The 26407-nt window shown below is 63.6% G+C and carries 30 protein-coding genes and 1 tRNA gene; 15 read left to right on the top strand and 16 right to left on the bottom strand.

Features of this window, described 5'->3' with window-relative positions; all coding sequences use genetic code 11:
* The 6 genes from infB to V7P99_RS04345 form a co-directional block, all read left to right on the top strand.
* On the top strand, positions 1 to 1265 hold a 1265-nt coding region (infB, locus tag V7P99_RS04370; RefSeq protein ID WP_333793565.1), incomplete at its 5' end, for a translation initiation factor IF-2.
* Positions 1266 to 1458: 193 nt separating this feature from the next.
* Positions 1459 to 1857, top strand: coding sequence for a 30S ribosome-binding factor RbfA (gene rbfA / locus V7P99_RS04365; RefSeq protein ID WP_333793564.1), 399 nt, complete (start codon positions 1459 to 1461; stop codon positions 1855 to 1857).
* 156 nt (positions 1858 to 2013) lie between these two features.
* Complete coding sequence (truB, locus tag V7P99_RS04360; RefSeq protein WP_333793563.1) at positions 2014 to 2931, top strand: tRNA pseudouridine(55) synthase TruB; 918 nt, start codon at positions 2014 to 2016, stop codon at positions 2929 to 2931.
* Between the two features lie 135 nt (positions 2932 to 3066).
* Complete coding sequence (gene rpsO, locus V7P99_RS04355; protein ID WP_442909865.1) at positions 3067 to 3435, top strand: 30S ribosomal protein S15; 369 nt, start codon at positions 3067 to 3069, stop codon at positions 3433 to 3435.
* 171 nt (positions 3436 to 3606) lie between these two features.
* A complete protein-coding gene (gene pnp, locus V7P99_RS04350) occupies positions 3607 to 5799 on the top strand; it encodes a polyribonucleotide nucleotidyltransferase (protein ID WP_333793561.1) in 2193 nt (730 codons plus the stop codon).
* A gap of 143 nt (positions 5800 to 5942) precedes the next feature.
* Positions 5943 to 6539: a hypothetical protein gene (locus V7P99_RS04345; RefSeq protein ID WP_333793560.1), complete on the top strand. Its 597-nt coding sequence runs from the start codon at positions 5943 to 5945 to the stop codon at positions 6537 to 6539.
* Positions 6540 to 6550: 11 nt separating this feature from the next.
* On the opposite strand, the gene V7P99_RS04340 is transcribed toward V7P99_RS04345, so the two are convergent.
* The 4 genes from V7P99_RS04340 to V7P99_RS04325 form a co-directional block, all read right to left on the bottom strand.
* Complete coding sequence (locus tag V7P99_RS04340) at positions 6551 to 7297, bottom strand: sirohydrochlorin chelatase (RefSeq protein ID WP_333793559.1); 747 nt, start codon at positions 7295 to 7297, stop codon at positions 6551 to 6553.
* A complete protein-coding gene (locus V7P99_RS04335) occupies positions 7294 to 7899 on the bottom strand; it encodes a DUF4202 domain-containing protein (RefSeq protein ID WP_333793558.1) in 606 nt (201 codons plus the stop codon). The genes V7P99_RS04340 and V7P99_RS04335 overlap by 4 nt, the downstream gene beginning before the upstream one ends.
* A 10-nt stretch (positions 7900 to 7909) precedes the next feature.
* Positions 7910 to 8269: a DMT family protein gene (locus tag V7P99_RS04330; protein WP_442909864.1), complete on the bottom strand. Its 360-nt coding sequence runs from the start codon at positions 8267 to 8269 to the stop codon at positions 7910 to 7912.
* Positions 8270 to 8718: 449 nt separating this feature from the next.
* Positions 8719 to 9459, bottom strand: a complete 741-nt coding sequence (locus tag V7P99_RS04325) for a superoxide dismutase (protein ID WP_333793556.1) — start codon at positions 9457 to 9459, stop codon at positions 8719 to 8721.
* 116 nt (positions 9460 to 9575) lie between these two features.
* On the opposite strand from V7P99_RS04325, the gene V7P99_RS04320 reads away from it, so the two are divergent.
* Positions 9576 to 10310 carry a TlyA family RNA methyltransferase gene (locus V7P99_RS04320; protein ID WP_333793555.1) on the top strand — a complete coding sequence of 245 codons (735 nt, stop codon included), beginning with the start codon at positions 9576 to 9578 and terminating at the stop codon, positions 10308 to 10310.
* On the top strand, positions 10303 to 11532 hold the full coding sequence (locus V7P99_RS04315) for a class I SAM-dependent RNA methyltransferase (protein WP_333793554.1): 1230 nt from the start codon (positions 10303 to 10305) through the stop codon (positions 11530 to 11532). Before V7P99_RS04320 ends, V7P99_RS04315 begins: the two co-directional genes overlap by 8 nt.
* A gap of 143 nt (positions 11533 to 11675) precedes the next feature.
* On the opposite strand, the gene V7P99_RS04310 is transcribed toward V7P99_RS04315, so the two are convergent.
* From V7P99_RS04310 to V7P99_RS04300, 3 genes are all read right to left on the bottom strand, one after another.
* On the bottom strand, positions 11676 to 11852 hold the full coding sequence (locus V7P99_RS04310) for a hypothetical protein (RefSeq protein WP_333793553.1): 177 nt from the start codon (positions 11850 to 11852) through the stop codon (positions 11676 to 11678).
* A 169-nt stretch (positions 11853 to 12021) separates the two neighbouring features.
* Positions 12022 to 13041 carry a DedA family protein gene (locus tag V7P99_RS04305; RefSeq protein ID WP_333793552.1) on the bottom strand — a complete coding sequence of 340 codons (1020 nt, stop codon included), beginning with the start codon at positions 13039 to 13041 and terminating at the stop codon, positions 12022 to 12024.
* Positions 13042 to 13143: 102 nt separating this feature from the next.
* Positions 13144 to 13602, bottom strand: a complete 459-nt coding sequence (locus V7P99_RS04300) for a hypothetical protein (protein ID WP_333793551.1) — start codon at positions 13600 to 13602, stop codon at positions 13144 to 13146.
* Positions 13603 to 13751: 149 nt separating this feature from the next.
* Here V7P99_RS04300 and V7P99_RS04295 point away from each other — a divergent pair, with 149 nt between their 5' ends.
* The 3 genes from V7P99_RS04295 (at position 13752) to V7P99_RS04285 (ending at position 16181) form a co-directional block, all read left to right on the top strand.
* Positions 13752 to 14720 carry a quinone oxidoreductase family protein gene (locus V7P99_RS04295; RefSeq protein ID WP_333793550.1) on the top strand — a complete coding sequence of 323 codons (969 nt, stop codon included), beginning with the start codon at positions 13752 to 13754 and terminating at the stop codon, positions 14718 to 14720.
* 284 nt (positions 14721 to 15004) lie between these two features.
* Positions 15005 to 15637: a glutathione S-transferase N-terminal domain-containing protein gene (locus V7P99_RS04290; protein ID WP_333793549.1), complete on the top strand. Its 633-nt coding sequence runs from the start codon at positions 15005 to 15007 to the stop codon at positions 15635 to 15637.
* 274 nt (positions 15638 to 15911) lie between these two features.
* Positions 15912 to 16181 (top strand): hypothetical protein, encoded by a 270-nt coding sequence (locus V7P99_RS04285; RefSeq protein ID WP_333793548.1) that lies wholly within the window; start codon positions 15912 to 15914, stop codon positions 16179 to 16181.
* 81 nt (positions 16182 to 16262) lie between these two features.
* Here the strand turns inward: V7P99_RS04285 and rpoH are convergent, their stop codons facing one another.
* A complete protein-coding gene (gene rpoH, locus V7P99_RS04280) occupies positions 16263 to 17150 on the bottom strand; it encodes an RNA polymerase sigma factor RpoH (protein ID WP_333793547.1) in 888 nt (295 codons plus the stop codon).
* Between the two features lie 277 nt (positions 17151 to 17427).
* Complete coding sequence (locus V7P99_RS04275; protein ID WP_333793546.1) at positions 17428 to 18546, bottom strand: RluA family pseudouridine synthase; 1119 nt, start codon at positions 18544 to 18546, stop codon at positions 17428 to 17430.
* Between the two features lie 120 nt (positions 18547 to 18666).
* Here V7P99_RS04275 and V7P99_RS04270 point away from each other — a divergent pair, with 120 nt between their 5' ends.
* Together V7P99_RS04270 and V7P99_RS04265 are read left to right on the top strand one after the other, a co-directional pair.
* A complete protein-coding gene (locus V7P99_RS04270; protein WP_333793545.1) occupies positions 18667 to 19065 on the top strand; it encodes a hypothetical protein in 399 nt (132 codons plus the stop codon).
* 111 nt (positions 19066 to 19176) lie between these two features.
* A tRNA-Glu gene (locus V7P99_RS04265) sits at positions 19177 to 19252 on the top strand.
* A 94-nt stretch (positions 19253 to 19346) separates the two neighbouring features.
* Here V7P99_RS04265 and V7P99_RS04260 read toward each other — a convergent pair.
* The 3 genes from V7P99_RS04260 to V7P99_RS04250 form a co-directional block, all read right to left on the bottom strand.
* Positions 19347 to 21107: a thiamine pyrophosphate-dependent enzyme gene (locus tag V7P99_RS04260; RefSeq protein ID WP_333793544.1), complete on the bottom strand. Its 1761-nt coding sequence runs from the start codon at positions 21105 to 21107 to the stop codon at positions 19347 to 19349.
* A gap of 50 nt (positions 21108 to 21157) precedes the next feature.
* A complete protein-coding gene (locus V7P99_RS04255; RefSeq protein ID WP_333793543.1) occupies positions 21158 to 21613 on the bottom strand; it encodes a DUF3775 domain-containing protein in 456 nt (151 codons plus the stop codon).
* A 164-nt stretch (positions 21614 to 21777) separates the two neighbouring features.
* Positions 21778 to 22230, bottom strand: coding sequence for an MgtC/SapB family protein (locus V7P99_RS04250; protein ID WP_333793542.1), 453 nt, complete (start codon positions 22228 to 22230; stop codon positions 21778 to 21780).
* 32 nt (positions 22231 to 22262) lie between these two features.
* On the opposite strand from V7P99_RS04250, the gene V7P99_RS04245 reads away from it, so the two are divergent.
* The gene (locus tag V7P99_RS04245; protein ID WP_442909863.1) at positions 22263 to 23420 is read left to right on the top strand and encodes a DNA topoisomerase IB; all 1158 of its coding nucleotides are present in this window, start codon (positions 22263 to 22265) and stop codon (positions 23418 to 23420) included.
* A gap of 21 nt (positions 23421 to 23441) precedes the next feature.
* On the opposite strand, the gene V7P99_RS04240 is transcribed toward V7P99_RS04245, so the two are convergent.
* Together V7P99_RS04240 and V7P99_RS04235 are read right to left on the bottom strand one after the other, a co-directional pair.
* On the bottom strand, positions 23442 to 23717 hold the full coding sequence (locus tag V7P99_RS04240; RefSeq protein ID WP_333793541.1) for a hypothetical protein: 276 nt from the start codon (positions 23715 to 23717) through the stop codon (positions 23442 to 23444).
* Positions 23714 to 24220: a ferritin-like domain-containing protein gene (locus tag V7P99_RS04235; protein WP_333793540.1), complete on the bottom strand. Its 507-nt coding sequence runs from the start codon at positions 24218 to 24220 to the stop codon at positions 23714 to 23716. The genes V7P99_RS04240 and V7P99_RS04235 overlap by 4 nt, the downstream gene beginning before the upstream one ends.
* A 241-nt stretch (positions 24221 to 24461) precedes the next feature.
* Here V7P99_RS04235 and V7P99_RS04230 point away from each other — a divergent pair, with 241 nt between their 5' ends.
* Positions 24462 to 24692, top strand: coding sequence for a hypothetical protein (locus tag V7P99_RS04230; RefSeq protein ID WP_333793539.1), 231 nt, complete (start codon positions 24462 to 24464; stop codon positions 24690 to 24692).
* A 90-nt stretch (positions 24693 to 24782) separates the two neighbouring features.
* Here V7P99_RS04230 and V7P99_RS04225 read toward each other — a convergent pair whose 3' ends face one another.
* Both V7P99_RS04225 and V7P99_RS04220 read right to left on the bottom strand, forming a co-directional pair.
* A complete protein-coding gene (locus V7P99_RS04225) occupies positions 24783 to 25844 on the bottom strand; it encodes a sensor histidine kinase (protein ID WP_333793538.1) in 1062 nt (353 codons plus the stop codon).
* Between the two features lie 166 nt (positions 25845 to 26010).
* Positions 26011 to 26223 carry a hypothetical protein gene (locus V7P99_RS04220; RefSeq protein WP_333793537.1) on the bottom strand — a complete coding sequence of 71 codons (213 nt, stop codon included), beginning with the start codon at positions 26221 to 26223 and terminating at the stop codon, positions 26011 to 26013.
* Positions 26224 to 26407: the final 184 nt, after the last annotated feature.

The raw sequence follows: 26407 nt of genomic DNA, 5'->3' as shown, positions 1-26407 counted from the left end.
TGGCGGCCGACGACGGCGTCATGCCGCAGACGGTGGAAGCCATCAACCACGCCAAAGCGGCCAACGTGCCGATCATCGTCGCCATCAACAAGATCGACAAGCCGCAGGCGGATCCGAAGCGTGTGCAAACCGAGCTTCTCCAGCACGAGATCGTGGTGGAGAGCATGGGCGGCGAGACGCTCGAGATTCCGATCTCGGCGCTGAAGCGCACCAACCTCGACAAGCTGCTCGAGAGCATCCATCTGCAGGCCGAGATCCTCGAGCTCAAGGCCAATCCGGACCGCTCGGCCGAGGGCATCGTCATCGAGGCCAAGCTCGAGCGCGGCCGGGGCCCCGTCGGCACCGTGCTCGTGCAGCGCGGCACGCTCCGTGTGGGCGACATCGTGGTCGCCGGCACGGCGTGGGGCCGCGTGCGTGCGCTGGTCGACGACAAGGGCGGCAACGTCACGGATGGTGGTCCGTCGGTGCCGGTCGAGATCCTGGGCTTCAACTCGGCGCCGGAGGCAGGCGATCAGTTTGCCGTCGTCGAGAGCGAAGCGCGTGCCCGCGAGATCACCGACTACCGCATCAGGAAGCGGCGCGAGACGCTGGGTGCTGCCGGCACGGCGCGCACGCTCGAGCAGATGATGCAGCAGCTCAAGGAAGCCGGGAAGAAGGAGTTCCCGCTTGTCGTCAAGGGCGACGTGCAGGGCTCGGTGGAGGCGATTGCAGGCGCGCTCGACAAGCTCGGCACGGACGAGGTGGCCGCGCGGATCGTCCACTCGGCGGTGGGCGGCATCACCGAATCCGACATTGCGCTGGCATCGGCCTCGAAGGCGATCGTCGTCGGCTTCAACGTGCGCGCCAACGCGCAGGCCAAGCAGGCGGCGGACAGTCAGGGCATCGAGATCCGCTACTACAACATCATCTACGACCTCGTGGATGACGTGAAGGCGGCGATGTCCGGCCTCCTGGCACCCACCAAGCGCGAGGTGTTCCTTGGCTACGCGTCCATCAAACAGGTGTTCAACATCACCAAGGTGGGCAAGGTGGCCGGCTGCCTCGTCACGGAAGGCAAGGTGGAGCGCGGCGCCAAGGTGCGGCTGCTGCGCGACAAGGTGGTCATCCACGAGGGCACGCTGTCGATGCTCAAGCGCTTCAAGGATGATGTGCGCGAAGTGCCGGCCGGCCAGGAGTGCGGCATGGCTTTCGCCAACTACCAGGACATCCGCGAAGGCGACGAGATCGAGTGCTTCCAGGTGGAGACGATCCAGCGGAGCCTCTAAGCGCTCACGGGTTTGTTCGGCAGACGTGGCTTAGCCACGTCTGCCGCGCCTTTCGCGGAGGCGGCGCAGCCCCATGCGAAGCATGGCTCCGCCATGACCGCCGGATCGCCTTGCTTCCGCGCCCTTTCGGGTGACAGGACTTTCACAATATTTTTTTGGTTTCGTGCCGGTTCGAGCCCGGCGGGATCAGGATATGGCCAAACACAAAGCACAACAGGGCAAAGGCCCTTCGCAGCGGCAATTGCGTGTCGGCGAGCTCGTCCGGCACAAGCTGGCGGAGATGCTGGCGCGTGGCGAGATCCATGATGACGTGCTCGCCTCGCATGTGATCACGATCTCGGAAGTGCGGATGTCACCGGATCTCAAGATGGCGACCGCTTACATCATGCCCCTTGGCGGCAAGGACATCGCGCCCGTCATCGAAGCGCTGAAGCGGCACGGCCGTTTCATCCGCGGCGAGATCGCGCGCACGGTCAATCTCCGCTCGGCGCCCGAGGTTCGCTTTCGCGAAGACGAGACCTTCGAGGAATCGGCCCGCATCGATCGCCTGCTGTACAGCGAGAAAGTTCGGCGCGATCTGGAGAAGGACTAACGTGCTTCCGGAAAAGTGAGAACCTATTTCCCGGAAAGAAGCACGATCAAACAAAAACTCGGAGCCGCCTCCGGTTCCACTGAAATCACAACGGCTCTCAGCCCGCGGCGTCTGATAGGACCGCCCGCTTCCTTTGAGCGAACCCGAAGAGCTCCCATGGCACGACGCAAGAAAGGCAACCCGGTTCACGGCTGGCTGGTGCTCGACAAGCCGATCGGCATGACGTCGACGCGCGCGGTCGGCATCCTCAAACGGCTGTTCTTTGCGCAGAAGGTCGGACATGCGGGCACGCTCGATCCGCTCGCGACCGGCATCCTTCCAATTGCCTTTGGAGAGGCGACGAAAACCGTGCCGTTCGCGGTCGATGGCGAGAAGGTCTACCGCTTCGCCGTCCGCTGGGGCGCCGAAACGGCGACGGACGACGCCGAGGGCGACGTGGTCGCAACCGGGGAGGGGCGGCCGTCGGTTGCCGATATCGAGGCACTGCTGCCGCAGTTCACGGGCGAGATCATGCAGGTGCCGCCCCGCTTCTCCGCCATCAAGGTCGATGGCGAGCGCGCCTATGCCCTCGCACGCGACGGCGAGGAGGTGGAGCTCGAGGCGCGGCCCGTGGTGATCGACGAATTGCGCCTTGTTGGGGTGCCCGATGGGGACACCGCCGAATTCGAGGCGCGGTGCGGCAAGGGCACCTATGTGCGCGCCATTGCCCGCGACATGGGGCGCGCGCTCGGCTGCCGTGGGCATGTCGTTGCCCTGCGGCGCACGCGCGTCGGGCCGTTCGAGGAGGGGGAGGCGGTCGGTCTCGACGAGATCGAGGATGCGGCGGAGGCCGGAGAGGACCTCACCGGGTTCCTGCAGCCGGTCGAGCGGGCGCTTGAGGACGTCCTCGAGGTCAACGTCAGCCCCTCGGATGCGGCCAGTCTCGCCCGGGGGCAAAGCGTGCTCATCCGAGGCCGCGATGCGCCCATTCTCGGCGGGACCGCCTATGCCATGTCGAAGGGCCGGATCATCGCGCTCGGCGAGATTGAGAAGGGTGCGCTCTATCCGACGCGGGTGTTCAATTTCGGCGGTTGAGGCAGGAGCGCGGCTTTTCGAGCCGTCTATGCAACCTCTGGGCAATGGCGCGGGCAATTTTTCATTCGCTCCCCTCGCGTGAGTGTGTATAAAGCGCCATCCCGTCCGCACCTCGGGTGCGGGCGGCGTTTCTATTTGCGACCTGGCTGGACGACATCCCGGCTATGGCCGCCTTCCGGCAGTCCCTTTCGTTCTGGAAAGGCGCACTGCCCTCCAACCCGAAAGGAGACCCCGATGTCGCTCACTGCTGAAGTCAAGGCACAGCTCATCAAGGATAATGCCACCAAGGCGAACGATACCGGCTCGCCCGAGGTGCAGATCGCGATCCTCACCGAGCGGATCAACGGTCTGACGGAGCATTTCAAGGCGCACAAGAAGGACAATCACTCGCGCCGCGGGCTGCTCAAGATGGTCGGCCAGCGCCGTCAGCTTCTGGACTACGTCAAGCGGAAGGATCACGCGCGTTACCAGAAGATCATCGAGAAGCTCGGGATCCGCCGCTGATCGGTTCCAGCGCAAGGCTGGCGGCGGCACACTTTCCGGCTCCGAATTATTTGCCGATTTAAGGAAAGACAGGCGCCGCCAACCATTTGGGTTCGCGGCGCCTGACGCATTCGTGGTAAGGAAGCCACGCATCAAAAGACATGAAACACGAGATAGAACGAAAGAACGCACATGTTCGACATTCACCGCGTTGAGATCGAATGGGGCGGCCGCAAGCTCCGGCTCGAAACCGGGCATATGGCCCGGCAGGCAGATGCCGCCGTCTATGCGCAATATGGCGAGACCAGCGTGCTCGCGACCGTCGTCGGCGCCAAGAGCGCCAAGCCGGGCATCGATTTCTTCCCCCTTACCGTGAACTACCAGGAGCGCACCTATGCCGCCGGCAAAATCCCCGGCGGCTATTTTAAGCGCGAAGGGCGTCCCACCGAAAAGGAGACGCTCACCTCCCGCCTCATCGACCGCCCGATCCGCCCGCTGTTCGTCGCGGGCTTCAAGAACGAAGTGCAGGTCGTCATCACCGTCCTCAGCCATGATCTCGAGAACGATCCCGACATCATCGGCATGGTCGCCGCCTCTGCAGCGCTGACGCTGTCCGGCCTTCCGTTCCTCGGCCCCATCGGCGCCGCGCGGGTCGGCGTCATCGGTGGGGAATGCGTCCTCAACCCGATGATCGACGAGATGGCGGAGAGTGCGCTCGATCTCGTCGTCGCCGGCACGCAGGATGCCGTGATGATGGTCGAGAGCGAGGCGAAGGAGCTGTCCGAGGAGAAGATGCTCGAGGCCGTGATGTTCGGCCACAAGCACTTCCAGCCGGTGATTGACGCCATCATCAAGCTGGCCGAGAAGGCCGCGAAGGAGCCCTGGGACATCCAGATCCCGGACAAGAGCAAGTACCAGGACAAGGTGCGCGAACTGGCCGGCGATCTCCTCAAGACCGCCTTCTCCACCAAGGAGAAGGGCAAGCGTCAGGATCTCGTGGCGGAGGCCAAAAAGAAGGTTTTCGAAGGGATTGCGCTCCCGGAGGGCGACCAGGCCGAGGTGGTTCTGCTCTCGGACGCCTTCAAGGCGCTCGAGATGGACATCATGCGCGGCGACGTCCTGAAGACCAAGCGGCGCATCGACGGGCGTGACCTTGAGACCGTGCGCCCCATCTTGTCCGAGGTGGACGTGCTGCCGCGCACGCACGGCTCGGCGCTCTTCACCCGCGGGGAGACGCAGGCGCTCGTGGTGGCGACGCTCGGCACCGGCGAGGATGAGCAGTACGTGGACAGCCTCGAAGGCACCAAGAAGGAGCGCTTCCTGCTCCACTACAACTTCCCGCCCTACTCGGTGGGTGAGACGGGCCGCATGGGCTCGCCGGGGCGCCGCGAGATCGGCCACGGCAAGCTCGCCTGGCGCGCTGTCCGCCCCTTGCTGCCGAAAGCCGACGAGTTCCCGTACACGCTGCGCGTCGTCTCGGAGATCACCGAGAGCAACGGGTCGTCTTCGATGGCGACGGTTTGCGGCACCTCGCTCGCGCTGATGGATGCGGGCGTGCCCCTCAAGTCTCCGGTCGCCGGCATCGCCATGGGCCTCATCAAGGAAGGCGACGACTTTGCCGTGCTTTCCGACATTCTCGGCGACGAAGATCATCTCGGCGACATGGACTTCAAGGTGGCGGGCACTGCCAACGGCGTCACCGCGCTGCAGATGGACATCAAGATCACCGGCATCACCGAGGAGATCATGAAGGTCGCCCTGGAGCAGGCGAACAAGGGGCGCCTGCATATTCTCGGCGAGATGTCCAAGGCGCTGACCGGCGCCCGCGAGGAACTCGGCGAGTACGCGCCGCGCATCGAGACCATCAAGATTCCGACCGACAAGATTCGCGAAGTGATCGGTTCGGGCGGCTCTGTGATCCGCTCCATCGTCGAGGAAAGCGGCGCCAAGGTCGACATCGATGACGATGGCACGGTGAAGATCGCCGCCGCCAAGCGTGAGAGCATCGAGGCGGCGCTGAACCGCATCAAGGCCATCACGTCCGAGCCCGAGGTCGGCCAGATCTACAAGGGCAAGGTCGTCAAGATCATGGAATTCGGCGCGTTCGTGAACTTCTTCGGCGCGAAAGACGGCCTCGTGCACATCTCGCAGCTCTCCCAAGGCCGGCCGCAGACGGTCGGCGAGGTGGTCAAGGAGGGCCAGGAGGTCTACGTCAAGCTGCTCGGCTTTGACGATCGCGGTAAGGTTCGCCTGTCGATGAAGATCGTCGACCAGGAGACCGGCCAGGAGATCCCGCGCGCAGAGGGCGAGCCCGAGGAGGTCTTCTCGGCCGAGCGCCCGCCGCGCCGCGACCGCGAGGGCGGTCCGCGCCGCCGGCGCGAATAGATCGCGCGATAACGACAGCAACGAACGGCGGCGAGATCCTCGTCGCCGTTTTTGTTTCCGGGATGCGTGACACTGCTCGGCGCGCGGGGATGCGAATGGCATGCAGCCTTGGAATTTAACCGAGAAGGAGCGCGAGGCTGTGAGTGCCCGTGCACTTTCTCTATATGCCGGCCTGGATGATTATGGAGCGGGTCGTGCGTATGCATCTCACTGTTTTTGCGTTTGCTTTGTTTCTATCGGCAGGTGCTGCCGCTGGAGACCAACTCGTGATCGACGGGCAATCGGTGAGCAGCACGCTTGGTGATGAGTTTCGCATTGCGCTCGGCGACCGCTACTCGCCGTCCTTTATCAAGGAGCGGTTCCGTCCCTTCACAATGGAGTTTTCCGATGAGTGCGAGGGCGAATGCTTCGTGCTCAGCCGCGGCGAGGCATCGTTCCAAATTTTCGGCGATGAGGAGAGCGGGCGCATAACCGCGCTCGTTTCGTGGAGCGAGGCGGCGGTGGATAGCCTTGGCAATCGTGTCGGAATGCCGCTGACCAAGGCCCTGAAATCCAAGCGCGGGCTTTGCGAGCACGGCGAGGTGCCGCTTTGCCGGTCTGCCATCGAGGGCCTATCCTATTTTGTCGCCGGCGACGATCGCTGTCAGCTCAAGATCCCTGCAGGGGCGGAGAGCGCAGTGGAAGTCGACATTCCGGATTGCGCGACCGTCGATGGTTTTGAGGTCGTGGGCTGGCGATAGAGCCGTTGCGTTTACGTGGCATCGAGGAACGGCTCGAAGGCCTTCTGCAACGCAGTTGCGATGAGCGGGGCGACAGCGGCGGAATTGCCGATGGCGCCAGTGTAGACGGCGTTCGCGCCGGTTTCCACGATGGCGTCCGGGACGTCCTCGCCGGCGTGCATGCCGTCGCCGAAGAAGAAGCCAGCAACGACGGTTGGTACCGCGCTCGCCCGTAGCGCGTCTTCAAGAAACGGTTCTTCCTCAAGAAAGGCCGTTGTGACGCTGGCGAAGCGGCGTGCGAGGGCGACACGGGCGGCTGCCTTGCGCGTTGCCGTTGCCGAGGCGGGGCCGAGCTTCGAGCCGTGTCCGACGACGAGGAGGCGTGAGGATTTCGGATCGAGCCCGGCTTCGGCTGCGTTGCTAAGACTTTCGCTCAGCAGGATGTCGGGCAGTCCGGGATCGAGGCCGAGGGGCGGCAGGACGAGCGGTTCTGGCGTGATGTGAGCTTCAGAGACGCGCTCGCGCACCTTGCGCATGAAATAGCCGTCGGCCATGAAAAGCGGATAGACCGCAATGCACGACGGCTCCGCGGCCGCGGCCATGCCAAGCGCCTGTTCCAGCGTCCGCGCACCCTTCAGCACACCCGTCACTACGACGCCGGTGCCGATCAGGGTGCGGACGGCTTGCGCCTGTGCGGCGAGTGCGGCGTTGGGGGAGCCGCCGCCCCGGTCTCCGTGGCTCACGAGCACGGCTGCCGATGTGTGCGGGTGGCCGGTCATGTGGCGGTTGCCTGAGCGATGGCGCGCGTGAGAGCGTCGCCAACGGACGGGGGAAGCTCGAGCGTGCCGGCAGCCTCCTTGCCGTGCTCCGACATCTTGGCGAGTGTTTTGACGAGTATGGACACGACCTTCTCGGGCGGATGCTTGGCTGCGAAATCCTCAGCGTAGTGGGCGAGGAAGACGAGGGCAGCGACGTCTTCCAGCGCTTGCGTTTCGGGATCGCGGCGCAGGTTCTCCTTGCGGAGCAGCGATCCGACGCGCGCGGTTTCCTCCGCGTCGTATCCGCAGGAGGCCAGGATCTCTCCGGCCCATTCTGCGTGCTTGCGGCCGAGCTCCTTACGCCAGCGCAGGTAGCCTGGCCGATCCATCGGATAGCTCGAACGTGGAATTTGCCAGCGGCGGATGTGTTGGGCGCGCGCAGCAAGCTGGAGGCTTTCGGGGGCGTGCGGATAAACCCGCGCGAGCATGGCGCTCATGCGCCGCCCATAGGCCAGCTCGGCCGGCGTTTCCACGCCGTCGACGGCGACGCGGTTCGGGTCTTCGCTGTTGGCGGCATCGATTGCAGCGAGGGCTGCGTTCAGCCGGGTGTTCGAGGTCTGCATTGTCATCGTCTCAGAGGGGACCCCGGAATATGAAATAGGCGCCCGCGACGATCAGGGCAAAGCCGACGAGATGGTTGAGCGTCAGCGGCTCCTTCATGATGACCACGGAAAAGCCGGCAAAGACAGTGAGGGTGATCACCTCCTGGATCGTCTTGAGCTCGGCAGTTGAATAGACGCCATGGCCCAACCGGTTCGCCGGCACCGCAAGGCAGTACTCGAAAAAGGCGATGCCCCAGCTGGCGAGAATGGCGATCCAGAGCGGAATGGCCTTGAACTTCAAATGTCCGTACCAGGCAAAGGTCATGAAGACGTTGGATGCCAGCAAGAGCAGGATCGGCGTCACTGCGAGCGGCAGGGTGGGAGTGGGCAAGGATGCCTCCATGAATGAAGAGACAGGCCGAATCAGAACGCTCGTAGATTAAGGCGCGTTCGCTCGCGCGGAGCTGCGGATGCACGGCGAGGCCGCCCGAGAGCCGTTCCGGTTTAAGTGGAAACGGGGAACGGCTCTAAGTTTCTGTTTCTTCGTGGTTCTCTTCGGAAAACCGGTTCCCACTTTCCAAAGGCACTCTAGGTTCGCATGGGCGTTGGGAGTCGGGAAGAGGTCGGCTTTCGAGGGTCTGGAACCTCTCTCCCACGCGAGAGCAAAGAGCGCGGGGTGCAGCCTGTTGCGGATCGAAGACATTAAAGCGCTGGCTCGCAGCTAAGCTGCGCCCAAGCGGGTTCTCAAGAGCGTCATGGCGGGACTTTCTCCCGGCCAATCGGGTGAGGGCCGGAACCGGTAGCGGGTGCCGTGCATCGCTATCGGTTCCGGCCGTGATCTCAGATCTTGAGCGTGCCGGCCTTGGCGGCAGCGTAGCGGTCGGCCACGGCCTTCCAGTTCACAACGTTCCACCAGGCTTCCAGGTAGTCTGGGCGACGGTTCTTGTATTTCAGATAATAGGCGTGCTCCCAAACGTCGTTGCCGAACAGCACGCGCTTGCCTTCCATGATCGGCGTATCCTGGTTCGGCTTCGAAATCAGGGCCAGCTTGCCGGCGTCATCGACGGTGACGAACACCCAGCCGGAGCCGAACACCTTGGCGCCCGCAGCGTTGAAATCGGCTTGCAGCTTCTCAAGGCCGCCGAGGTCGCTGTCGATAGCGGTCTTGAGATCGCCGCTGGGACCTTCGCCGCCCGCCGGGCCCATGATCTGCCAGAACATCGAATGGTTGGCGTGGCCGCCGCCGTTGTTGCGCACGGCGGTGCGAATCTCCTCCGGCACCGTGTCGAGCTTGGCGAGCAGCTCCTCGAGGGGCAGCTTGGCAAGCTCGTCCTGGCCGGCCAGGGCCTTGTTGAGGTTATTGACATAGGCTTGATGATGCTTCCCGTAGTGGAGGCTCATCGTGGCCGTGTCGATGTGCGGTTCGAGCGCCTCCGGCTTATAGGGAAGCTCTGGCAGAGTGAACGGGCCTTCGGGCGCATCCGCCGCGAAAGCACGGTTGAAGCCGCGAGCCGAGACGGTGGTCATGAGGGCGGCGGCTCCGGCGGCGCAAAATAGGCTGCGACGATCGAGTATCGGCATCGGCGGTCTCCGTAGGCTAAGAAATTGCTGCGATTTAAGAAGACGATCACGTGTCTGTATAACGGGTCAATAAGGCAACGCTAAGCGTGCCGACAAGGTTCAGGCAGGAAATGGACATGGGGCTTCGGCTCGATAAGGCGCTTCTCGCGCGGGGGCTCGTGCCGTCGCGATCACGCGCCCGCGACCTCATCATGCGAGGGGTGGTGAGTGTCGGCGGAGCCGTCACGACGAAGCCAGGAGCCATGGTCGCGGAGGACGTGCCCATCGATCTCGCGGAGGCGGCGGACTACGTCTCGCGCGGCGCGCTCAAACTCGAGGCGGCGCTCGATGCCTTCGGCTTCGATGCCACCGGCCGGGTCGCAATCGACGTCGGCGCATCCACGGGCGGATTTACGGAGGTCCTACTCGCACGCGGCGCCATGCATGTGTTCTCCGTCGATGTGGGGCACGATCAGCTTCATCCGCGCCTTGCGGCGGATGTACGCGTGACCTCGCTCGAGGGGCAGGATGTGCGAGGGTTGACGGCGCAAGACATTCCGCAACCCGCATCGGCCATCGTGGCGGATGTGAGTTTCATCTCGCTCGAGAAGGCGTTGCCAGCAGCCCTTGCGTTCGCGGCGCCCGGCTGCTGGCTCGTGGCGCTGGTCAAGCCGCAGTTCGAAGCTGGGCGGGCCGCCATAGGCAAGGGCGGTCTCGTGCGCGAGGCGTCGGTGCGCGAGGCGCAGGCCGAGAAGATTTCGGCATGGATCAGCGGATTACCCGGCTGGCGTGTCACGGGCCTCATCTCCTCGCCGGTCACGGGCGGCTCCGGCAACGAAGAGTTTCTGCTCGGAGCGCGGCGCGATGCGTGAGGCGGAAGACATCGTGATCTCGCGGCTCGGCGCCAAGGGCGACGGCGTGGCGATGCGGGATGACATGCCGCTCTATGTGCCGTTCGCGCTTCCGGGCGAGCGCTGGCGCGTGTCGGCTGCAGGCGATGCGGAGCGGCTTTCTGACAGCGCCGAGCGGGCAGCTCCGGTGTGCCGGCATTTCACGGCCTGCGGAGGATGCGCGGCGCAGCACATGTCGCCGGGGCTTTACAATGAGTGGAAACGCGGGCTTGTCGTCGAGGCCTTCCGTCATCGCGGCATCGCCGCCGACGTGGCGCCGCTTACCGTCGTGGACACGGGCTCGCGGCGGCGCGCTGTCTTCGGTATCGAGCGCCATGGCGGCGACCTTCGCATCGGTTTCCGAGAGGAAGGGCAGCACACCCTCGTCGACCTCGCCGAATGCCCCGTGCTGGACCCCCTCATCGTCCGGGCCTTGCCCGGGCTTCGGACGTTGGTGCGCCGTGCGATGGGCGGCGAGGTCAGCGGACGCCTGATGGTCACGCGGCTCGACCGCGGTCTCGACGTATCGCTCGCGTGCGCGCGCAAGAGCAACCTTGAGCCTCAGGATAGATCCGAGATTGCAGAGCAGGCGCGGAGGCTCGGGCTCGTCCGGCTGGTGGTTGGCGGAGAGCTGATCGTGGCGACCGGAAGACCGACCGTCACCATTGCGGGGGTGGAGATCGAGATCGCGCCGGAGCTGTTTCTGCAGGCGGTGCCGCAAGCGGAAACGCTTTTGGCCGATCTCACGTTGGCGGCTTTGCCGAAGCGGGCGAAGGCGGTGGCGGATCTGTTCTCGGGCGTCGGCACCCTGACGCTGCCGATGGCGCGGCGCGCTTCAGTCACGGCTTTCGACAGCGATCGGCGCGCGATCGAGGCGCTGCAAGGAGCTGTGCGGCACACGCAAGGGCTGAAGCCCGTGACGGCGATCGTGCGCGACCTGTTTCGCGATCCGCTGTCGGTGCGAGAGCTTGGTCTTTTCGATGCGGTGGTGCTCGATCCACCGCGGGCGGGAGCGGCGATGCAGACGGAGCGGCTCGCGAAGTCCAAAGTGCCGCTTGTTGTCGCCGTGTCGTGCAATCCGGCGACGCTCGCGCGCGACGCGCGGGTTTTGATCGATGGCGGTTACCGCATGGGTGCGGTGACGCCGATCGATCAGTTTCTCTATTCGCCGCACGTCGAGGCGGTGGCGGTATTCCGGAAGTAGAGCGCGGCCATTCTTGGTATGCGTGCGCGTGACCTCACGCGGGAGTGTGTTCCGACGCGAAGCAGGGCCAAATAAGCGCGGAGCCGCTCCACGATTTAAACGGGGAACGGCTCCGGCTTTTTTACAAGTCAGGTGCTGGCAGTTCAGGCGGCCGCAGAAACAGCGGCGGCTTTGGCGGTGCGCGCCTTGCCAGCGAGCTTGCGCAGGCGGTTGCGCGCCCCGCTCGTGTTGCCCTGACTGCGGGTCAGCTTGGGCCGCGGGATAGACCGGCGGGCCTTGTTCTTTCGGATTTTGATTTTGCGGAGTTGGCGGGCGGACATCGCAGATCCCTCTAGAGTGCTTCCGAAAGAGTGGGAACCGGTTTTCGGAAGGCACGAAAAGCCAAAGAAAAATGCGTGGCGCTCGGCCTCGCGTCTTGGTTCCGTCTGCCCCTCTAGGCGATATGTGTGCGGCAAGCAAGCCGCGGGAGAATTTCCGCCGTTTCCGCTCTCAGGCGATGAACGCGCCGATGATGATGGCGGGTAGGAGAAGCGCGAGCGCCCAAAGCACGGCAGAGATCGCGCTGCCCGCAAGAAACGGCAGCACCGGACGCTCGAGGCTTCCAAACTCGAGCGGCACGAGGCCGCGATTGAAGCCTTGGAACTTGCTGAGGATCAGACCCTGAACGCCATGTGTTGCGATGAACGCCTGTGCCGCCGCATGCTGCTTGGCGGAGGCGCAGAATGGCCATGTCGCGAGACGGTCTTCCCGATGGCGCACGCCTTTCCAATAGGCATAGATGTCGCCCGCGAACGCGCCTGCGGCGGCGGCCGCGAGGATCAGCGTGAAGTCGCCGTTGCTCAGCACCATCAGCGAGCCTACGGCGAGCACGAGCACGAGCGTCGGTACGAAGAGGATCGGACGCGGGATGCTGTTGGCAAACGAGAGCAGGAAGAGGCCGGCCGCCACCGCATAGCGATTGGCGGCGAGGGCGGCCATCACCTCGTCTTTGAAGGTGACGAGATAGAAGGCGGGGCCCATGACGCCCGCAGCCCAGACGAAGGCCGAGAGAACGTTGGCGACCTGGAACGGGATCTCGCGCATGCGGAACATGCCGGCGACAATCGGGATCACGGCGCGCACGGGCCCGAAGAAGTGGCCGAGGAACACGCCGAAAGCGCCGTAAGTGCCAAAGAACTCCTCCGCGTCCTTGATCAGGTGAGGGCGCGTGGTGAAAGGCCAGATCTTGGGAACACTGTCCTTGAAATAGCGGCCGATCCAAAATGAGCTGGCATAGCCGAGCGAGCCACCGAGGCCGGCGGCGATGATGGCCGGCATGAGGATGCGCGCCTCGATGCCGCTCGCTGCCAAAAGTGCGGCCACGCCGGCGAGGATCGCGGTTCCAGGGACGAGGAGGGAGAGGAAGCAGAAGCTTTCGCCGAAAGCTATGAGAAAGACCACCGGGGCGGTCCATTCCTCGTTCTCGCGGACAAAGGTCACGACCGCTTCGACAACTGACTCAAGTGCCATCGGGACCATCTTTCCTGTCGGGAGCAACCGCGCGAGAGGGCGCTCGTTCGATGGCTGGCGCGGAGGGCGCGCGGCCCGCCGGCGGGCACCAGTTTGCCAGCGTCAGCTTCTCTTGCAACGGCGATTGATCTCAGTCTGCAGTTCGCGGCCGACCTCGCCGGCCAGCATGACACTCCGCGAGACCTGAGCGGGCGTCAGACGCGATCCGACGCTCGAGAGGCTGGCGCGCGCCGTGTCGGCCTCGAGTTTGCCGCGCTTCAGCTCCTCGCAGGTGAGCTCCGCCTTCTTGGTCTTGTAGGCAAAGAGCCGGACGCCGGACGCATAAGCTTCGGGCGTGGGGGCTTCGTTGATCCAGCTCTTGGACTTATCCGACACCATATGGCGCAGCGTGGCCTGACGGCGGTTCACGCATTCCGGGCTATCATCGACGCAGCCGAGCCCGGCACGCGTGCCGATCTCCGGACTTCCCATCGCGCAGGCGCCCAGGCATGCGCCGAGGCTGAGAAGGCCCACAACCAGGGCCAGATTCGCCGCGCTTGCGGCGGCGTGGCGCACGCTCATTCCCGAGCCTCTTGTTAACACTCGTACGAGCCAATAGAAGCCAGCCATGGCATGGTCAAGGCAGCAGCGCGAAACTCCAGTGAACGGAATGCCGCGCCGCCGCGTATCGTGATAGACGATACTCAATTCCTTTCATGGAGTTGTCAGCTATGGCGCATGGTGTGCGCGTGCATGCGGTCGGCGGGCCCGAGGTGCTCGTCTGGGAGGAGATTCCCGTCGGCGCACCCGGGCCGGGAGAGGTGCGAATCAGACAGCGCGCGGCCGGCCTCAACTTCATCGACGTGTACCACCGCACCGGCCTCTATCCTTTGGCGTCGCTGCCCGCCGTCATCGGCATGGAAGGCGCGGGCGATGTGGTCGAGCTTGGTCTGGGTGTGACGTCGCTCGCCGTCGGCGAGCGCGTTGCCTATGCGGGTGTGCTTGGCGGCTACGCGGAGGAGCGCGTCATCGCCGCGGACCGGCTTGTGAAGCTGCCGGAGGCGATCGCGTACGAGACCGCCGCGGCCATGATGCTGCAAGGCATGACGGTCCGCTATCTCCTGCGCGAGACATACAATGTGGTGCCGGGCACGGTCGTGCTCTTCCATGCGGCGGCCGGCGGCGTGGGGCTCATCGCGTGTCAGTGGGCGCGGGCGCGCGACGCGACGCTGATCGGCACGGTCAGCACGGACGAGAAGGCGGAGCTCGCGCGGGCGAATGGCGCCGCGCACGTCATCGTGACGTCACGGGAAAATTTCGTTCAGCGCGTCGCCGAGATCACCGAGGGGCAGGGCTGCGATGTCGTCTACGACAGCGTCGGCAAGGATACCTTCCGCGGCTCGCTCGAGTGCCTGAAGCCCAGGGGATTGTGGGTCAGCTTCGGCAATGCATCGGGGCCGGTGCCGCCGTTCGATCTCTCGCTGCTCAAGGGCTCGCTCTTTGCAACGCGCCCATCGCTGATGGCCTATACGGCGACGCACGCGGAGCTCGCCGAGAATGCCGCCGATCTTTTCGGTATGGTCGAGAGCGGGGCCATCCGGATCGCCGTCAACCAGACGTTCCCTCTCAAGGAGGCGGCGGCCGCACATGCGGCGCTTGAAGGACGCCGCACCACGGGATCGACGGTGTTTACGATCTAGAGTTCTCGTTTCTCGTCGTAGGAACGTATCAGGCGCGTGCCCGCTCGCGGGCGGAGGCATATTGCAGGCGGCGTGCGTGTGGGGCCTTGCGTGGGTCCCGGCCTGCGCCGGGATGACGGTGTGTTTGTGGTGGCGGCGTGCCTATGCTCTGCATCTCACCCCGACGAAGTTGGGATCTACTCTGCGCCAGCTTCCGCGAACGCGTAGCGGGCGAGATCTCGTGCGGCGAGCAAGCGCCAGTGTCGCGTACCTCTTTACGTATCGGATGACTGATGGAGACCGCCATGTCGAAAAAGCCGATAGACTTTCACTTCTGGCCAACGCCGAACGGGCACAAGATCCGCATCATGCTCGAAGAGTGCGGACTGCCCTACCGCATCAAGCCCGTCGATATCGGTAAGGGCGATCAGTTCAAGCCGCGCTTCCTCAAGATCTCGCCCAACAACAAGATGCCTGCCATCGTCGATCCGGATGGTCCGGGGGGCGAGCCGATCTCCGTTTTCGAGAGCGGGGCCATTCTGCAGTATCTCGGCCGCAAGACGGGTAAGCTCTATCCGAAGACGGAGCGGGGGCGGGTTGCTGTCGAGGAATGGCTTTTCTGGCAGGTTGGCGGCCTCGGTCCGATGGCCGGGCAGGCCCATCACTTCCGCGTCTATGCGCCGAAGAAAGTGGCCTACGGCATCGAGCGCTATACGAACGAGACGTCGCGGCTCTATGGTGTGCTGGAGAAGAGGCTCAAAGGGCGAAATTTCATCGCCGACGAATATTCGATCGCCGACATCGCATCCTACCCCTGGATCCTGTCCTGGCCGAAGCAGGGGCAGAACCTCGACGACTTTCCGCGCATCAAGGCGTGGGTCGAACGTATCTCGCAACGCCCGGCCGTTGAACGCGGCATGAACACGGCGCTCAAATGAACCGGAAAGGCATCGGCCAGTCATTTTCGGCGTATGGTTAGCGCCACCTTTCCGGAACCGTTAAGCTTGGATTTCTCCGTGGCCGGAACTCGGCCGTTCGGGTCGGAACGAGTCAGTTGGCAATGGCTTGTTGGCGAAGATGGCCATCCCCCGTTTACCGCTTCTCATTGGCCGGGACGCTATCGTTTTTCTCATGGATCCCCGTGTTGCGGGCGCTTGGCGCGGAACAGCGGGGGCCGGTTTTCGAAGAACGAGAAGACGAAGGTAAATAGGGATGGCACGATTTGATTTTTCTGCTGCCGACGTCGTTGACGTCGCGGCACAGGGAGGAGGGGCGGACGCGCTGTTCCACCTCGGCCTCATGTATTGCGCCGGACGTGATGTGGAGATTGATCTCGTCGAGGCGCACAAATGGTTCAATCTTGCGGCGCAGAGAGGCAATCAGGATGCCCGAGCGTATCGTCTCGAAATCTCACGCGAGATGACGAAAAAAGAAATCGCGGCCGCCCAGAAGAGCGCCCGCGAGTGGTTGCGCCGCCATTAAAGCGTTCGATCCGGTTCACCGGATCGAACGCTTTCTATATCGCTTGAGACTGTTGCCAAGCGTGATGTAAAAACGGCTTACTCAGCTGACGTCGCCTGTCTCGAGCCGCGCGGCGTCCTGCACGGCCTTTTGCACCTTTTCGAAGGCGCGCACCTCGATCTGGCGGATACGCTCACGCGAGACGCCGAACTCCGTGGACAGCTCCTCCAGCGTGATCGGGTCGTCGGACAGCCGGCGCGCCTCGAAAATCCGCCGCTCGCGATCATTGAGGCTCGAGAGTGCATCGCTCAGGTACGACTTGCGCCGGCCTAGCTCCTGGGCTTCGGCGAGTTGCTCTTCCTGGTCTGGCGCATCGTCGACGAGCCAGTCCTGCCACTCGCCGGATTCCGAATCCGCACGCACCGGCGCGTTCAGCGATGCGTCGCCGCCAAGGCGGCGGTTCATCGAGATGACATCCTCTTCCGACACGCCGAAGCGCTTCGCAATCGTCTCGACGTGCTCGGGTCTGAGGTCGCCGTCGTCCAGCGCCTGAAGCTGGCTCTTGGCGCGGCGCAGGTTGAAGAAGAGCTTCTTCTGGGCCGCGGTGGTGCCCATCTTCACGAGGCTCCACGAGCGCAGGATGTATTCCTGGATGGAGGCGCGGATCCACCACATTGCATAGGTCGCAAGGCGGAAACCGCGATCCGGCTCGAAGCGCTTTACGGCCTGCATGAGGCCGACGTTGCCTTCCGAGATCACTTCGCCGATCGGCAGACCATAGCCGCGGTATCCCATGGCGATGCGGGCCACGAGACGCAGATGCGACGTGATCAACTGCTGGGCGGCATCGGTATCGCCGTGCTCGCGCCAAGCCTTCGCCAGCATGTATTCCTGGTGAGGCTCAAGCATCGGAAACCGGCGGATCTCTTCGAGATACCGGGTGAGACCGCCAGAGCCGGCGGCAATCGTCGGAAGAGTTTTTGCTGCCATCTCTTCGTTACGCTCCGACCGGCTTGACCGGCCAGTTCACGCTCCCCATGTTCCCCATGAGGCGGGTGACCGCCCCAGGTGGCTGCCGGCGCCGGACGGCGTCGGCTTCATGCCGTAGTGCGTAGGGTGCGGTTTGCTGGGCATTGTTTTTCGGCCCGGCAAACGCCGCCTATGCCCTAGTCACTACGTTACAGCCCAACGCTTGGATCGCTTCCGGGTTTCGCCGGCGCACTTCCATTTAACGCGATCCTACGGCCGAATCCGTCGGTTCGGCTAATTACCGTTTGGAAACGTTGGGTTTTACCTTGGGTTTGCCGGGCCTTGCAGCAGTCTTCCCGCGTGCGGCCGTGAGAGTGAGCGCCTGATAAAGCGCCTCCAAATCTTTCGGCCACTCGCTTCTGAAATGGAGAGGACGGTCCGTGATCGGGTGCTCGAAGCCCAGCTCCGTCGCATGCAGAGCCTGGCGGCCGAGGGCCGCGAGGGTGCGGGCCGCCTTGTCCGAAAGCCGGCGCGCGCTGGACTTGAATCCCGCGCCATAGACTGGATCTCCCATAACCGGGTGGCCAATGTGGGCGAGATGTACGCGGATCTGATGCGTGCGTCCGGTCTCGAGCATGAGCCGGAGCCTGGACGCGACTGGCCTTCCTGCCGCATCGGCAAAGGTCTCGATCACCTCGAAATGCGTGACGGCGTGCCGGCCTTCGTCGCCGCGCAGAACGGCCATGCGGGTGCGGTTGCTGGCGCTGCGGCCGAGCGGCGCGTCGATGGCGCCGCTGCGCCGCGAAGGGACGCCCCAGACGAAAGCTTCATAGGCGCGCACCATGCGTCCGTCCGCGCCGTGAGCCGCAAACTGCTCGGCGAGGCCCAGGTGCGCCGCGTCGGTTTTCGCGATCACCAGGAGGCCTGACGTATCTTTGTCGAGGCGGTGGACGATGCCAGGGCGCTCGGCACCGCCGATGCGCGAGAGGGTTTCGCCGCAGTGGGCGAGGAGCGCGTTGACGAGGGTGCCTTGCGCCTGGCCAGCGCCGGGATGGGTCACCATGCCTGCCGGCTTGTCGACGACGATCAGGTCCTCGTCCTCGTGGATGATGGAGAGCGGCATGGCCTCGGCGGCGGGGGCCTGGGGTTCCGGTGCGGGCACGGCGATGCGGATGCGCTGCCCCGGCGCGATCCTCGCGCCAGGGTCGCTCAGCGGGCCGGCGGCGGCGCCGTCCACCGCTCCCTGGCGGATCAGCGCCTGGATGCGCACGCGGCTCAGGCCTGCGAGACGGTTCGCAAGGAAACGATCCAGGCGAAGCCCGGCCTCCGGCTCGGCGACCGTGAACTCGTGCGTGCCTTCAACCGTGCCTTCGACTATGCCCGCTGTCTCGGCGCTCAGCTTGGTGTCATCCGTCATCCTGCGGTGCGCCTCGTGTCTGTCGCCGCGGCCGAGCCGTGTTGCAGGCGGCCGATCATCTGTCGCCTCGCCGGGAAACCTGTTAGACGAGGCGCCGGCTTCATATCCGAAGGTTCCGGCATGACATCATCCTCCAACGATCCGCGCGTTGATCCGCGTGTTCCGGTCCAAGGTGCCGGCGGCGCCAATACGGTCAAAGAGCGCTTGCTAGTTTTCATTGTGGTCTTTCTCGGGCTGCTCATCGTGGCCGGGATTGTCGCCGTTGTGATGCGGATCATCTATCTCTCGTCGACGCCGTCCACGCAACGGAGGGATGGCGAAGCGACCGAGGCGCGCGCCGGTGCGATCGAACGGCTTTCTCTGCCCCCGGGCGCGGCCATCAAGTCGGTATCCGTGAGCGGCGACCGGCTTGCGATCCATTACGATGGCCCATCGGGAAGCGGGGTTGCCGTGGTGGATGTCGCCTCCGGAGCCGTTCTCCGGCGCTTCGACATCGCACCAGCCGCCTCCCAGCCCTGAGGCGGCCATTTGCGACGACGCTTTTGGCCGCAGCCCCAGGGCCGCGCGCCGGAAAGATCGGGCTTGATTGCGGGCGCAGCCTTTCCTATAGCTCTTGTCTCTTCGGAGAGAGCCCCGTTCGTCTAGTGGCCTAGGACGCCAGCCTCTCACGTTGGTAACAGGGGTTCGAGTCCCCTACGGGGCGCCACTGCAACTCTTCCTAAAATAAATTGGCAGCTCGTCCGCGGCATGAGACGTGGCGCTTGCGCCGGTCGCGGGCCCGAGGTGCACTGCTCTTCGCACTAGCCCTCGAGCATGCTGCGAGATGGTTCTTCTTGGAGGGCATGTTCGATCTCGGCGCGCCCCCGGGTTCCCCGGCGTAGGGCTTTCTCGAGATTCTCGACATAGGCCGGTACGCGCTTGGGCGGCAGCAGAGGCTCGTTGGGGTCGACGATGGCCTCCACAAGGACGGCGTCCCGGCTGGACAATGCTTCGTCGAGGATGGCATCGCAGTCAGCGCGTGTCTCGACACGATAGCCCTTGATGCCCATGGCGTCCGCGATTTTGACAAAGTCGATCGGTTCGAGGTCGCATTCGTATTCCGGATTGCCGAGAAACATCATCTGCTCCCATTTGATCTGCCCAAGCGTGTTGTTCTTCAGTACGATGATTTTTATGGGAAGGTCGTAACGCTTTATCGTCGCCAGCTCGCCGAGGAGCATGCTGAGGCCACCGTCGCCGACAAACGCTACGACTTGGCGTTCCGGATAGGCAAGGCTCGCGGCAATCGCATAGGGAACGCCGCAGGCCATCGTGGCCATATGACCCGAGACGGAAAACATCTGCTTGTCGGTGATGTCGACATAGCGAGCGCACAAGCCGGTGTTGTGGCCCGAGTCGGCCACGACGATCGCGTCCGATGCGAGGCGACGGCTCAGTGCGGTGGCGATCGTCTGCGGCTTCATCGGTTTCGCTGAGGGCTCCGAGGAGCCATGCAGCAATGCCCGCCAATGGCGCATGCTCTCCTGGGCGCGTGACAGGAACGTACGATCGTCTTTGCGTGTAAGGCGCTCCGAGAGGCGCGTGAGCGTTGCGCCGGCATCGCCAGCCAACCCGACGTCAACGGGAAACCTGAGGCCGATGCGGGTCGCGTCGCGATCGATCTGAATACCCCGCGCCTGGCCGGGCTTCGGGTAATATTCGATGTAGGGGAACGTGCTGCCGACGATAAGAAGCGTGTCGCACGCCTCCATGACCTCGTGCGACGGCCGCGTGCCGAGCAGGCCGATCCCCCCTGTGGTCAGCGGGTGTGTATCCGGCACGACCGCCTTGCCAAGCAAGGCCTTGACGATCGGCGCGCCGAGTTTCTCGGCGACCTCAACGAGCTCTTTTCGTGCGCCGAGCGCGCCCTGTCCGGCGAGGATGGCGATGCGGTGGCCGGCCGCCAGGATTTCGGCGGCGCGATCAAGGTCGTCTTCCGAAGGGAGGCGCATGGCTTCGGCCCGTGCCATCGAGACATGATGCTCCTTGTTGCGGGGCGAACGCGGTGCGTCATCGATTGATTGCTCCTGGACATCGGTCGGGATCGCAACGTGGGCTACGCCGCGCTCGGCGAGCGCCGTACGGCAGGCGAGGCTGACGACATTCTCCACCTGGGCTGCGCCCATGACGGTGGCGCTATAGCGGGCGACATCCATGAACAGCTTGCTGTGGTCGACATCCTGCTGTGTCCGGGTGTTGGCCAGATCGTGATAGGGGAGCCCGGTTATCGCCAGCACCGGCACCCCATCGGCTTTGGCGTCATAAAGCCCGTTGAGGAGATGGATGCCGCCAGGGCCGGTGGTCGCCAAGCAGCAACCGAGTTTGCTCGTCCATTTTCCGTACCCGCAGGCCATGAGCGCCGCGGATTCTTCATGGCGGACCTGAATGAAGCGAACCCGGTCCTGGCGGGTGCGTATCGCCTCCATCACGCCGTTGATACCATCGCCGGGCATGCCGAAGATGACGTCGACGCCCCATGAGATGAGGGTTTCGACGAGGGCATCTGACGCATTTCTGGACATTGCAGGAGCCTCGCCGGATCTGTTGGGAGTTTTGCGTCGCGCGCTTGCGGCTAAGTCCGGCGAAGCTCGACGTCGTCACTGTCGGGGTCCAGCATCGGCACCCCGAAGCCGAGTCGCTCGAGTCCTTCCGCCCAGTAGTCCGCAACCAATGGCTGGCTCAGGAGGTAAGAGGCCGTGGGCCGCTCGCGACGCTCTGCGGCGGTTTGTACGCCCGTCTGCCATTCTGCAGGTTCGAAGTCGCCACGTCCGAGCCACATGAGGGCGACGAGCTCGTTCTGCTGATCCGGATTGAGGCCGATGATCTCCTGGACGATCTCGGCACGGGAGAGGTCTCCCGGCCCTTCCTGAAGGGCGTCGACCATCCGGTCATCGGTGGGGTTCGAGCCCGCATCCGGATCCACCAAACCCTCCCGGGACTGCACCCCTCGTGCCTTGACGATGAGACGGGAGATGTAGTCGGGCGAGATCGAGAGCTCGGTTGATGGGGTATTGGCATTCGTTTCCATGCCATTCCCAATCGGTGGAAGGCCTGTTGGTTCCGGTAAGGAGGACTGGGCGGAGGCTCCATCCGCAGAAGCGTGTGTGTGCACTCGATGCGCGTGGAGGGAAATTGCCTGTTCGGAGCTGTCCGCCCGCCGCATAGGACTGCGCGCCGAACAGAGCGCTCTTTTCAATCAATATCGATATTCCGAAGCGAGAACACGTATTTGAGAGCGATGAGCACGATCAGGCTGAGCACCGTTGCGGCACCGACAACGATCCACTGGCCGAGGCCGCATCCGACGCCGAGCGCCGCCGACACCCAGACCGTTGCCGCCGTGGTGAGGCCTTTTACGAGATCGACATCGGGTTTGTGGAGAATAACGCCCGCACCGATGAAGCCGATGCCTGCCATTACACCCTGAATGAGTCCCTGCACGACGCGGCTCAATGCGTCCTTGTTATCGTATAGCCCAGGCACGTTGATCGTTGCGAGTGCAATGGCCGCGGCGCCGAGTGAGACGAGCGCCAGGGTGCGCGCCCCGATGGGTTTGCGCTCGATGTCGCGATCAATCCCGAGTGCGATTCCCACAATCACTGCTGCTGTGAGCCTCAATACGATATCTCCGATCTCCAGCAGCACGACCTAGCTCCTTGCAGCCCGCATCAAAATGCATGAACTACAATGCACTTGCGGCGTTGTGGTTCTGGTCCGCCCGGGAGCGCTGCATGTTGGACGACGCCAGACAATGCAATGCAAGCGGTTCAGCCGCGAGCGCTGAACACGCGGGGCTCGTATTTGTGAGCGATGCTGAGAAGGGCATCTCTCGGATTAGGCGCAGCAAGCTTTTCAGGTACACGTGGCCTAGCGGCCAAACCGTCAAGGATCTGGAGACGCGTGCGCGGATTCAAAGTCTCGCCATCCCGCCTGCCTGGACCGACGTCTGGATTTGCGAACATGCGTGGGGCCATATCCAGGCTACCGGCCGGGATGCGTGTGGCCGCAAGCAATACCGCTATCATGCCGACTGGAACCGCGTCCGCGACGAGGCAAAATTCGAAAGTCTGCTGTCCTTCGGACAAGGCTTGCCGGCACTTCGCGGGACCATAGAAGCCCATATGAACGAACGGGGTATGGGACGGAGGCGGGTGCTCGCCACGATCGCCCATCTGCTCGATACGACGCTGATCCGAGTAGGCAACAGAGAATATGCGCGGGCGAACAAGAGTTTCGGCCTGACCACGCTTCAAGATCGGCACGTCCAAATGAACGGGAGCGAGATGCGCTTCAGGTTCCGCGGAAAAACCGGCAAGGAATGGAAGCTCAAGATCACCGATCGACGTGTCGCGCGGATCGTGAAGTCGTGCCAGGATTTGCCGGGCCAGCATCTCTTTCAATACGAGACCGAGGATGGCTCTGTGCGCCAAGTCACCAGCGCGGACGTCAATGACTATCTCAGAGAGATAGCGGGGCCGGCGGTGACGGCCAAAATGTTCCGCACATGGGCAGGAACGGTGCTCGCGGCCGCCGCTCTAAGAGAGTTCGGAACTGCCGCCTCAGCAACGGACGCCAAGCAGAACATTCGCGAAGCCGTAAAGCGAGTTGCGGCGCGCCTGGGCAACACGGCGTCGATTTGCCGGAAGTGCTACATCCATCCCAAGATCCTCAGCGGTTATCTCGCTGGGGATCTCATTCGAAGCCGGCCCGCTCGGCCATCCAAAAAGCGAACCAGAAAAGAAACGATCGGAGCTCTCGCATTCGAGGAGCAGGAGACCGTCAGGCTGCTCTCGACCGGATCAAGGTCGCGGCGCGCCAGACGGCGCATCGCCTGATCATCGTACGCGCCACTGACGTTATTGCGCCGTGCCTACGGGCAGGATGCGGCTCGTCCTCCAGACGTAAAAGCCGCGGGCGGAGATGCCGCGCAATATGGGCTCCGGATCGATGTTTGCGGGAACGGGCTCGCGGACGCCCAGCTCGAATGACTGGATGAGCTTCCACCGCTGTCCGCCAAACCGGGGTAGCGCCGTGCCGTCCTTGTCCAACGCAACGGCTCGCCACTCGCCCGTCTCCGATTCAAACAGGAAGGCGGGCCGGGCGTCGTCATCAAGCGCCGGCCCAACGCTCATCGCTTGGCCTCCATTCCCGCCATCTCGCGCTGGAGATATTTCTCGGTCAAGGGCTCAAGCTCGGACCAGACCCAGTCGGCCATCGAGACTTCCTGCTCCATGATATGCTCGCAGGTCCGCGCGATTTCGGGTTCGCCCGCGATCTTTGCTGCGCAGACGAGCATGCGATACGACGCGGCTTCAAACTGCTCGAAGGCTGCACTCGCGAGGGTATTCTTGAGGACCTCGTCGCCCGAGAGGGCATGCATCCACCCCTGAAGGTTGGCTGCCATCTTCATGGTGCCGTCCTTCAAAGTGGAGGTGTTTTCGCCTAGCTTTTCGAGGCAGCGCTCGAGTGCTTGGCGCTGGGCTTTCGTCTCTTCGAGGTGCGATCGCAAACGAGGCAGGGCTTCGGGATAATTTTGAAGGCGCTCGATCTGAGCGGAAAGAAGCGTTTCAGCTTGACCTTCCATGGCGTGGGCGTCACGGAGCCAAGCCGCGAGGGAATCACGGGCGCTGGTCATGGGAAGCTTCCTTTTGTTCTTGCCGGTCTCGTCGTGAAGGAAAACCGGAGGCAAGCTTGGTTGTTCCCTGCCGCCCGCGAAGAGTGTGGCAACGCTTTGCGATTGAACGGCGTTGCGTGAACCCAGCACAGGCACATCACTGCGGACGGCGCATGTGCCCACTCTGCTCCTAACATCGGAACCAGCTCGGACATTGCCGGTTGAAAGCCGACACGGGGAGGTGCAGCCGAAGAGGAAACGGATGATGGCAGCGGAAGGGCCGGAACGCCGGTATGAGGAAGAAAGCGGCCACGGCAGACGCGTGACGGTGCGCTATGCCGTCTACGGAGCGATCGTCCTGTTTCTATTCCTCATGGGCTATTTCCTCGCATTCGGGCCGTTTCATAAAGGAGAACCGGCCTATCCCCCTGCCGGCCATAATCTTGATCTCGAGAACAAGGCCGCGCCGCCGCCGCAGCCGACGCCGCGCTAACGCGCGTGGCTGGTCTCCGCTCACCGCAAAGTCTCTCGTTAATTGTTGAGAGAGCACGCCTCCTGGCGTCCCGCCTGAATTGGATCTGATTTAGGAGGCGATCTTGAGTGCGGCCGGCGGCGCCATGAGTTCGTAGTAGACGCCGTCGCTCTTGAACTCGATACGCGCCTGGCCGTTGAACGATGCCGGTACGAACTGCATGAGCACCTTGGTGCCGAAACCCTGGCCGGTTGTTCGGTCGGCGCTCGCGATTCCGGTCTCATGCCATGCGAAGTTGAATCCGGCAGGATCCCAGCGGACGGCTATGGTGCCGGAGGAGCCGGCCAAGGCGCCGTATTTCAAGGAATTGGTCATCAGTTCATTGAGGGCCAAGGACAGCGCGAGGGCATGGCTCGGCTTGAGAAGCAATTCTGGCCCGGATGCATGAACCCTCGCAAGAAGCTCCGGATGCGGTGCGAAAGCCCTTTCGATCAGCTCCGAAATAGGCGCCTCACGGACGGCGTCTGCAGAGAGAAACGAATGGCATTGCGCCAGCGCCGTCAGGCGCTTCGAAACGCTATCGCGAAACTCGCTCGCTCCCTGATCGGCGGGCAAGGCTGCCGTCGTGATCGCTGAGACCATAGTAAGCAGGTTGCGCATGCGGTGAGAAAGCTCGGCATTGATCACCGCCAGCCGGTGCTGCATCAAAACCGTTTCCGTTGTTTCGATGACGGTGTCCATCATACCGCCGACACTGCCGCTCTCGGTATGGATTGGGCTATAGCAGAACGTGAAATACGCCTGCTCGGGGTATCCGCGCCGGTTCAAGAGCATCGCGTAATTCTCGATGAACGTTGGCTCGCCGGCAAAGGCCCTGTCGATCATGGGCTGGATGGCGGGCCATACCTCTGCCCAAACCTCGCTGAAGCGCCGGCCGATCGCCGGAGGCTTGTCTCCAAGGATGGGCCTGAAAGCATCGTTGTGAAACGTGATCCGCTCGCGCCCCCAGGCGATGGCCTTGGGAAATCTCGAGAGCAGCATCAGGCTCAAAGCTGTCTTCAGGGACTGGGGCCAAAGCCTCATCGGACCGAGCGGAGAGGCTGCCCAATCGAATTGCCGTATGTCCTCCGCTGCCCGGCCTCCGCCGAGAAGAAACGACAGCCCATTGTGCAAGTGCGTTCTCCTCGGGACACCCTAACGGCACAGGATCGCGCATCATTTCCGCACCAGCGGTTTGATTTTGTCAAATACAATCGCGCGCGCCATCACGGCCCGCCCGGGAGTTTGCAACTGGCTGAGAATAAACGGGAATTAAGGAGATCGGGTGAAGGCGGCGCGACTACTCATCATGCCCGGGGAGCATCGCGATGGGAAGGGCCACAGCAGCGCCGACTTGGAGGCAGACGATCAAGAACGCCAAGCGCGCTCCGCTGTTCTCTGCCGAGAGGAGGGTTTGCAGCAGCGGCTGAGTATTTGCGAGCAGGAGTCCGCAGAGCAATCCGGCGATCACGCCTGCGAAGACCGTGTGCGCGAGGGTGCGAACGAGGGACAAGGCCACCCTTTCATTTCGCCGGGTGTCAAACGCCAACATCGCCGGATACGATCAGCAACTGCACGGGGTCGGTATGCGAGAGAACGATCACCAGCATCGCGCTTCTCTCCTCCTCGACGGTCAACGCGAGCCTTGAACCCAATGTTCCGGAAGTCTCTCGCAATTGGCGCATCGAGATGAGGCG

The organism is Hyphomicrobium sp. (assembly GCF_036780825.1).
Lineage (GTDB): Bacteria > Pseudomonadota > Alphaproteobacteria > Rhizobiales > Hyphomicrobiaceae > Hyphomicrobium_C.
This window is presented reverse-complemented; position numbering and strand designations above follow the sequence as displayed.

Coding starts and splice junctions, on each gene's coding strand:
- V7P99_RS04235 (WP_333793540.1), bottom strand. CDS start 24,220: ATGACCAGCGCCCGTGATTCCCTCGCGGCTTGGCTCCGTGACGCCCAC.
- V7P99_RS04340 (WP_333793559.1), bottom strand. CDS start 7,297: ATGACCGGCCACCCGCACACATCGGCAGCCGTGCTCGTGAGCCACGGA.
- truB (WP_333793563.1), top strand. CDS start 2,014: ATGGCACGACGCAAGAAAGGCAACCCGGTTCACGGCTGGCTGGTGCTC.
- V7P99_RS04260 (WP_333793544.1), bottom strand. CDS start 21,107: ATGTCCAGAAATGCGTCAGATGCCCTCGTCGAAACCCTCATCTCATGG.
- V7P99_RS04320 (WP_333793555.1), top strand. CDS start 9,576: ATGGGGCTTCGGCTCGATAAGGCGCTTCTCGCGCGGGGGCTCGTGCCG.
- V7P99_RS04335 (WP_333793558.1), bottom strand. CDS start 7,899: ATGCAGACCTCGAACACCCGGCTGAACGCAGCCCTCGCTGCAATCGAT.
- V7P99_RS04240 (WP_333793541.1), bottom strand. CDS start 23,717: ATGAGCGTTGGGCCGGCGCTTGATGACGACGCCCGGCCCGCCTTCCTG.
- V7P99_RS04325 (WP_333793556.1), bottom strand. CDS start 9,459: ATGCCGATACTCGATCGTCGCAGCCTATTTTGCGCCGCCGGAGCCGCC.
- pnp (WP_333793561.1), top strand. CDS start 3,607: ATGTTCGACATTCACCGCGTTGAGATCGAATGGGGCGGCCGCAAGCTC.
- V7P99_RS04305 (WP_333793552.1), bottom strand. CDS start 13,041: ATGGCACTTGAGTCAGTTGTCGAAGCGGTCGTGACCTTTGTCCGCGAG.
- V7P99_RS04245 (WP_442909863.1), top strand. CDS start 22,263: ATGAACTACAATGCACTTGCGGCGTTGTGGTTCTGGTCCGCCCGGGAG.
- V7P99_RS04270 (WP_333793545.1), top strand. CDS start 18,667: ATGACATCATCCTCCAACGATCCGCGCGTTGATCCGCGTGTTCCGGTC.
- rbfA (WP_333793564.1), top strand. CDS start 1,459: ATGGCCAAACACAAAGCACAACAGGGCAAAGGCCCTTCGCAGCGGCAA.
- V7P99_RS04275 (WP_333793546.1), bottom strand. CDS start 18,546: ATGACGGATGACACCAAGCTGAGCGCCGAGACAGCGGGCATAGTCGAA.
- V7P99_RS04230 (WP_333793539.1), top strand. CDS start 24,462: ATGATGGCAGCGGAAGGGCCGGAACGCCGGTATGAGGAAGAAAGCGGC.
- rpoH (WP_333793547.1), bottom strand. CDS start 17,150: ATGGCAGCAAAAACTCTTCCGACGATTGCCGCCGGCTCTGGCGGTCTC.
- V7P99_RS04295 (WP_333793550.1), top strand. CDS start 13,752: ATGGCGCATGGTGTGCGCGTGCATGCGGTCGGCGGGCCCGAGGTGCTC.
- V7P99_RS04310 (WP_333793553.1), bottom strand. CDS start 11,852: ATGTCCGCCCGCCAACTCCGCAAAATCAAAATCCGAAAGAACAAGGCC.
- V7P99_RS04300 (WP_333793551.1), bottom strand. CDS start 13,602: ATGAGCGTGCGCCACGCCGCCGCAAGCGCGGCGAATCTGGCCCTGGTT.
- V7P99_RS04285 (WP_333793548.1), top strand. CDS start 15,912: ATGGCACGATTTGATTTTTCTGCTGCCGACGTCGTTGACGTCGCGGCA.
- V7P99_RS04315 (WP_333793554.1), top strand. CDS start 10,303: ATGCGTGAGGCGGAAGACATCGTGATCTCGCGGCTCGGCGCCAAGGGC.
- V7P99_RS04255 (WP_333793543.1), bottom strand. CDS start 21,613: ATGGAAACGAATGCCAATACCCCATCAACCGAGCTCTCGATCTCGCCC.
- V7P99_RS04290 (WP_333793549.1), top strand. CDS start 15,005: ATGTCGAAAAAGCCGATAGACTTTCACTTCTGGCCAACGCCGAACGGG.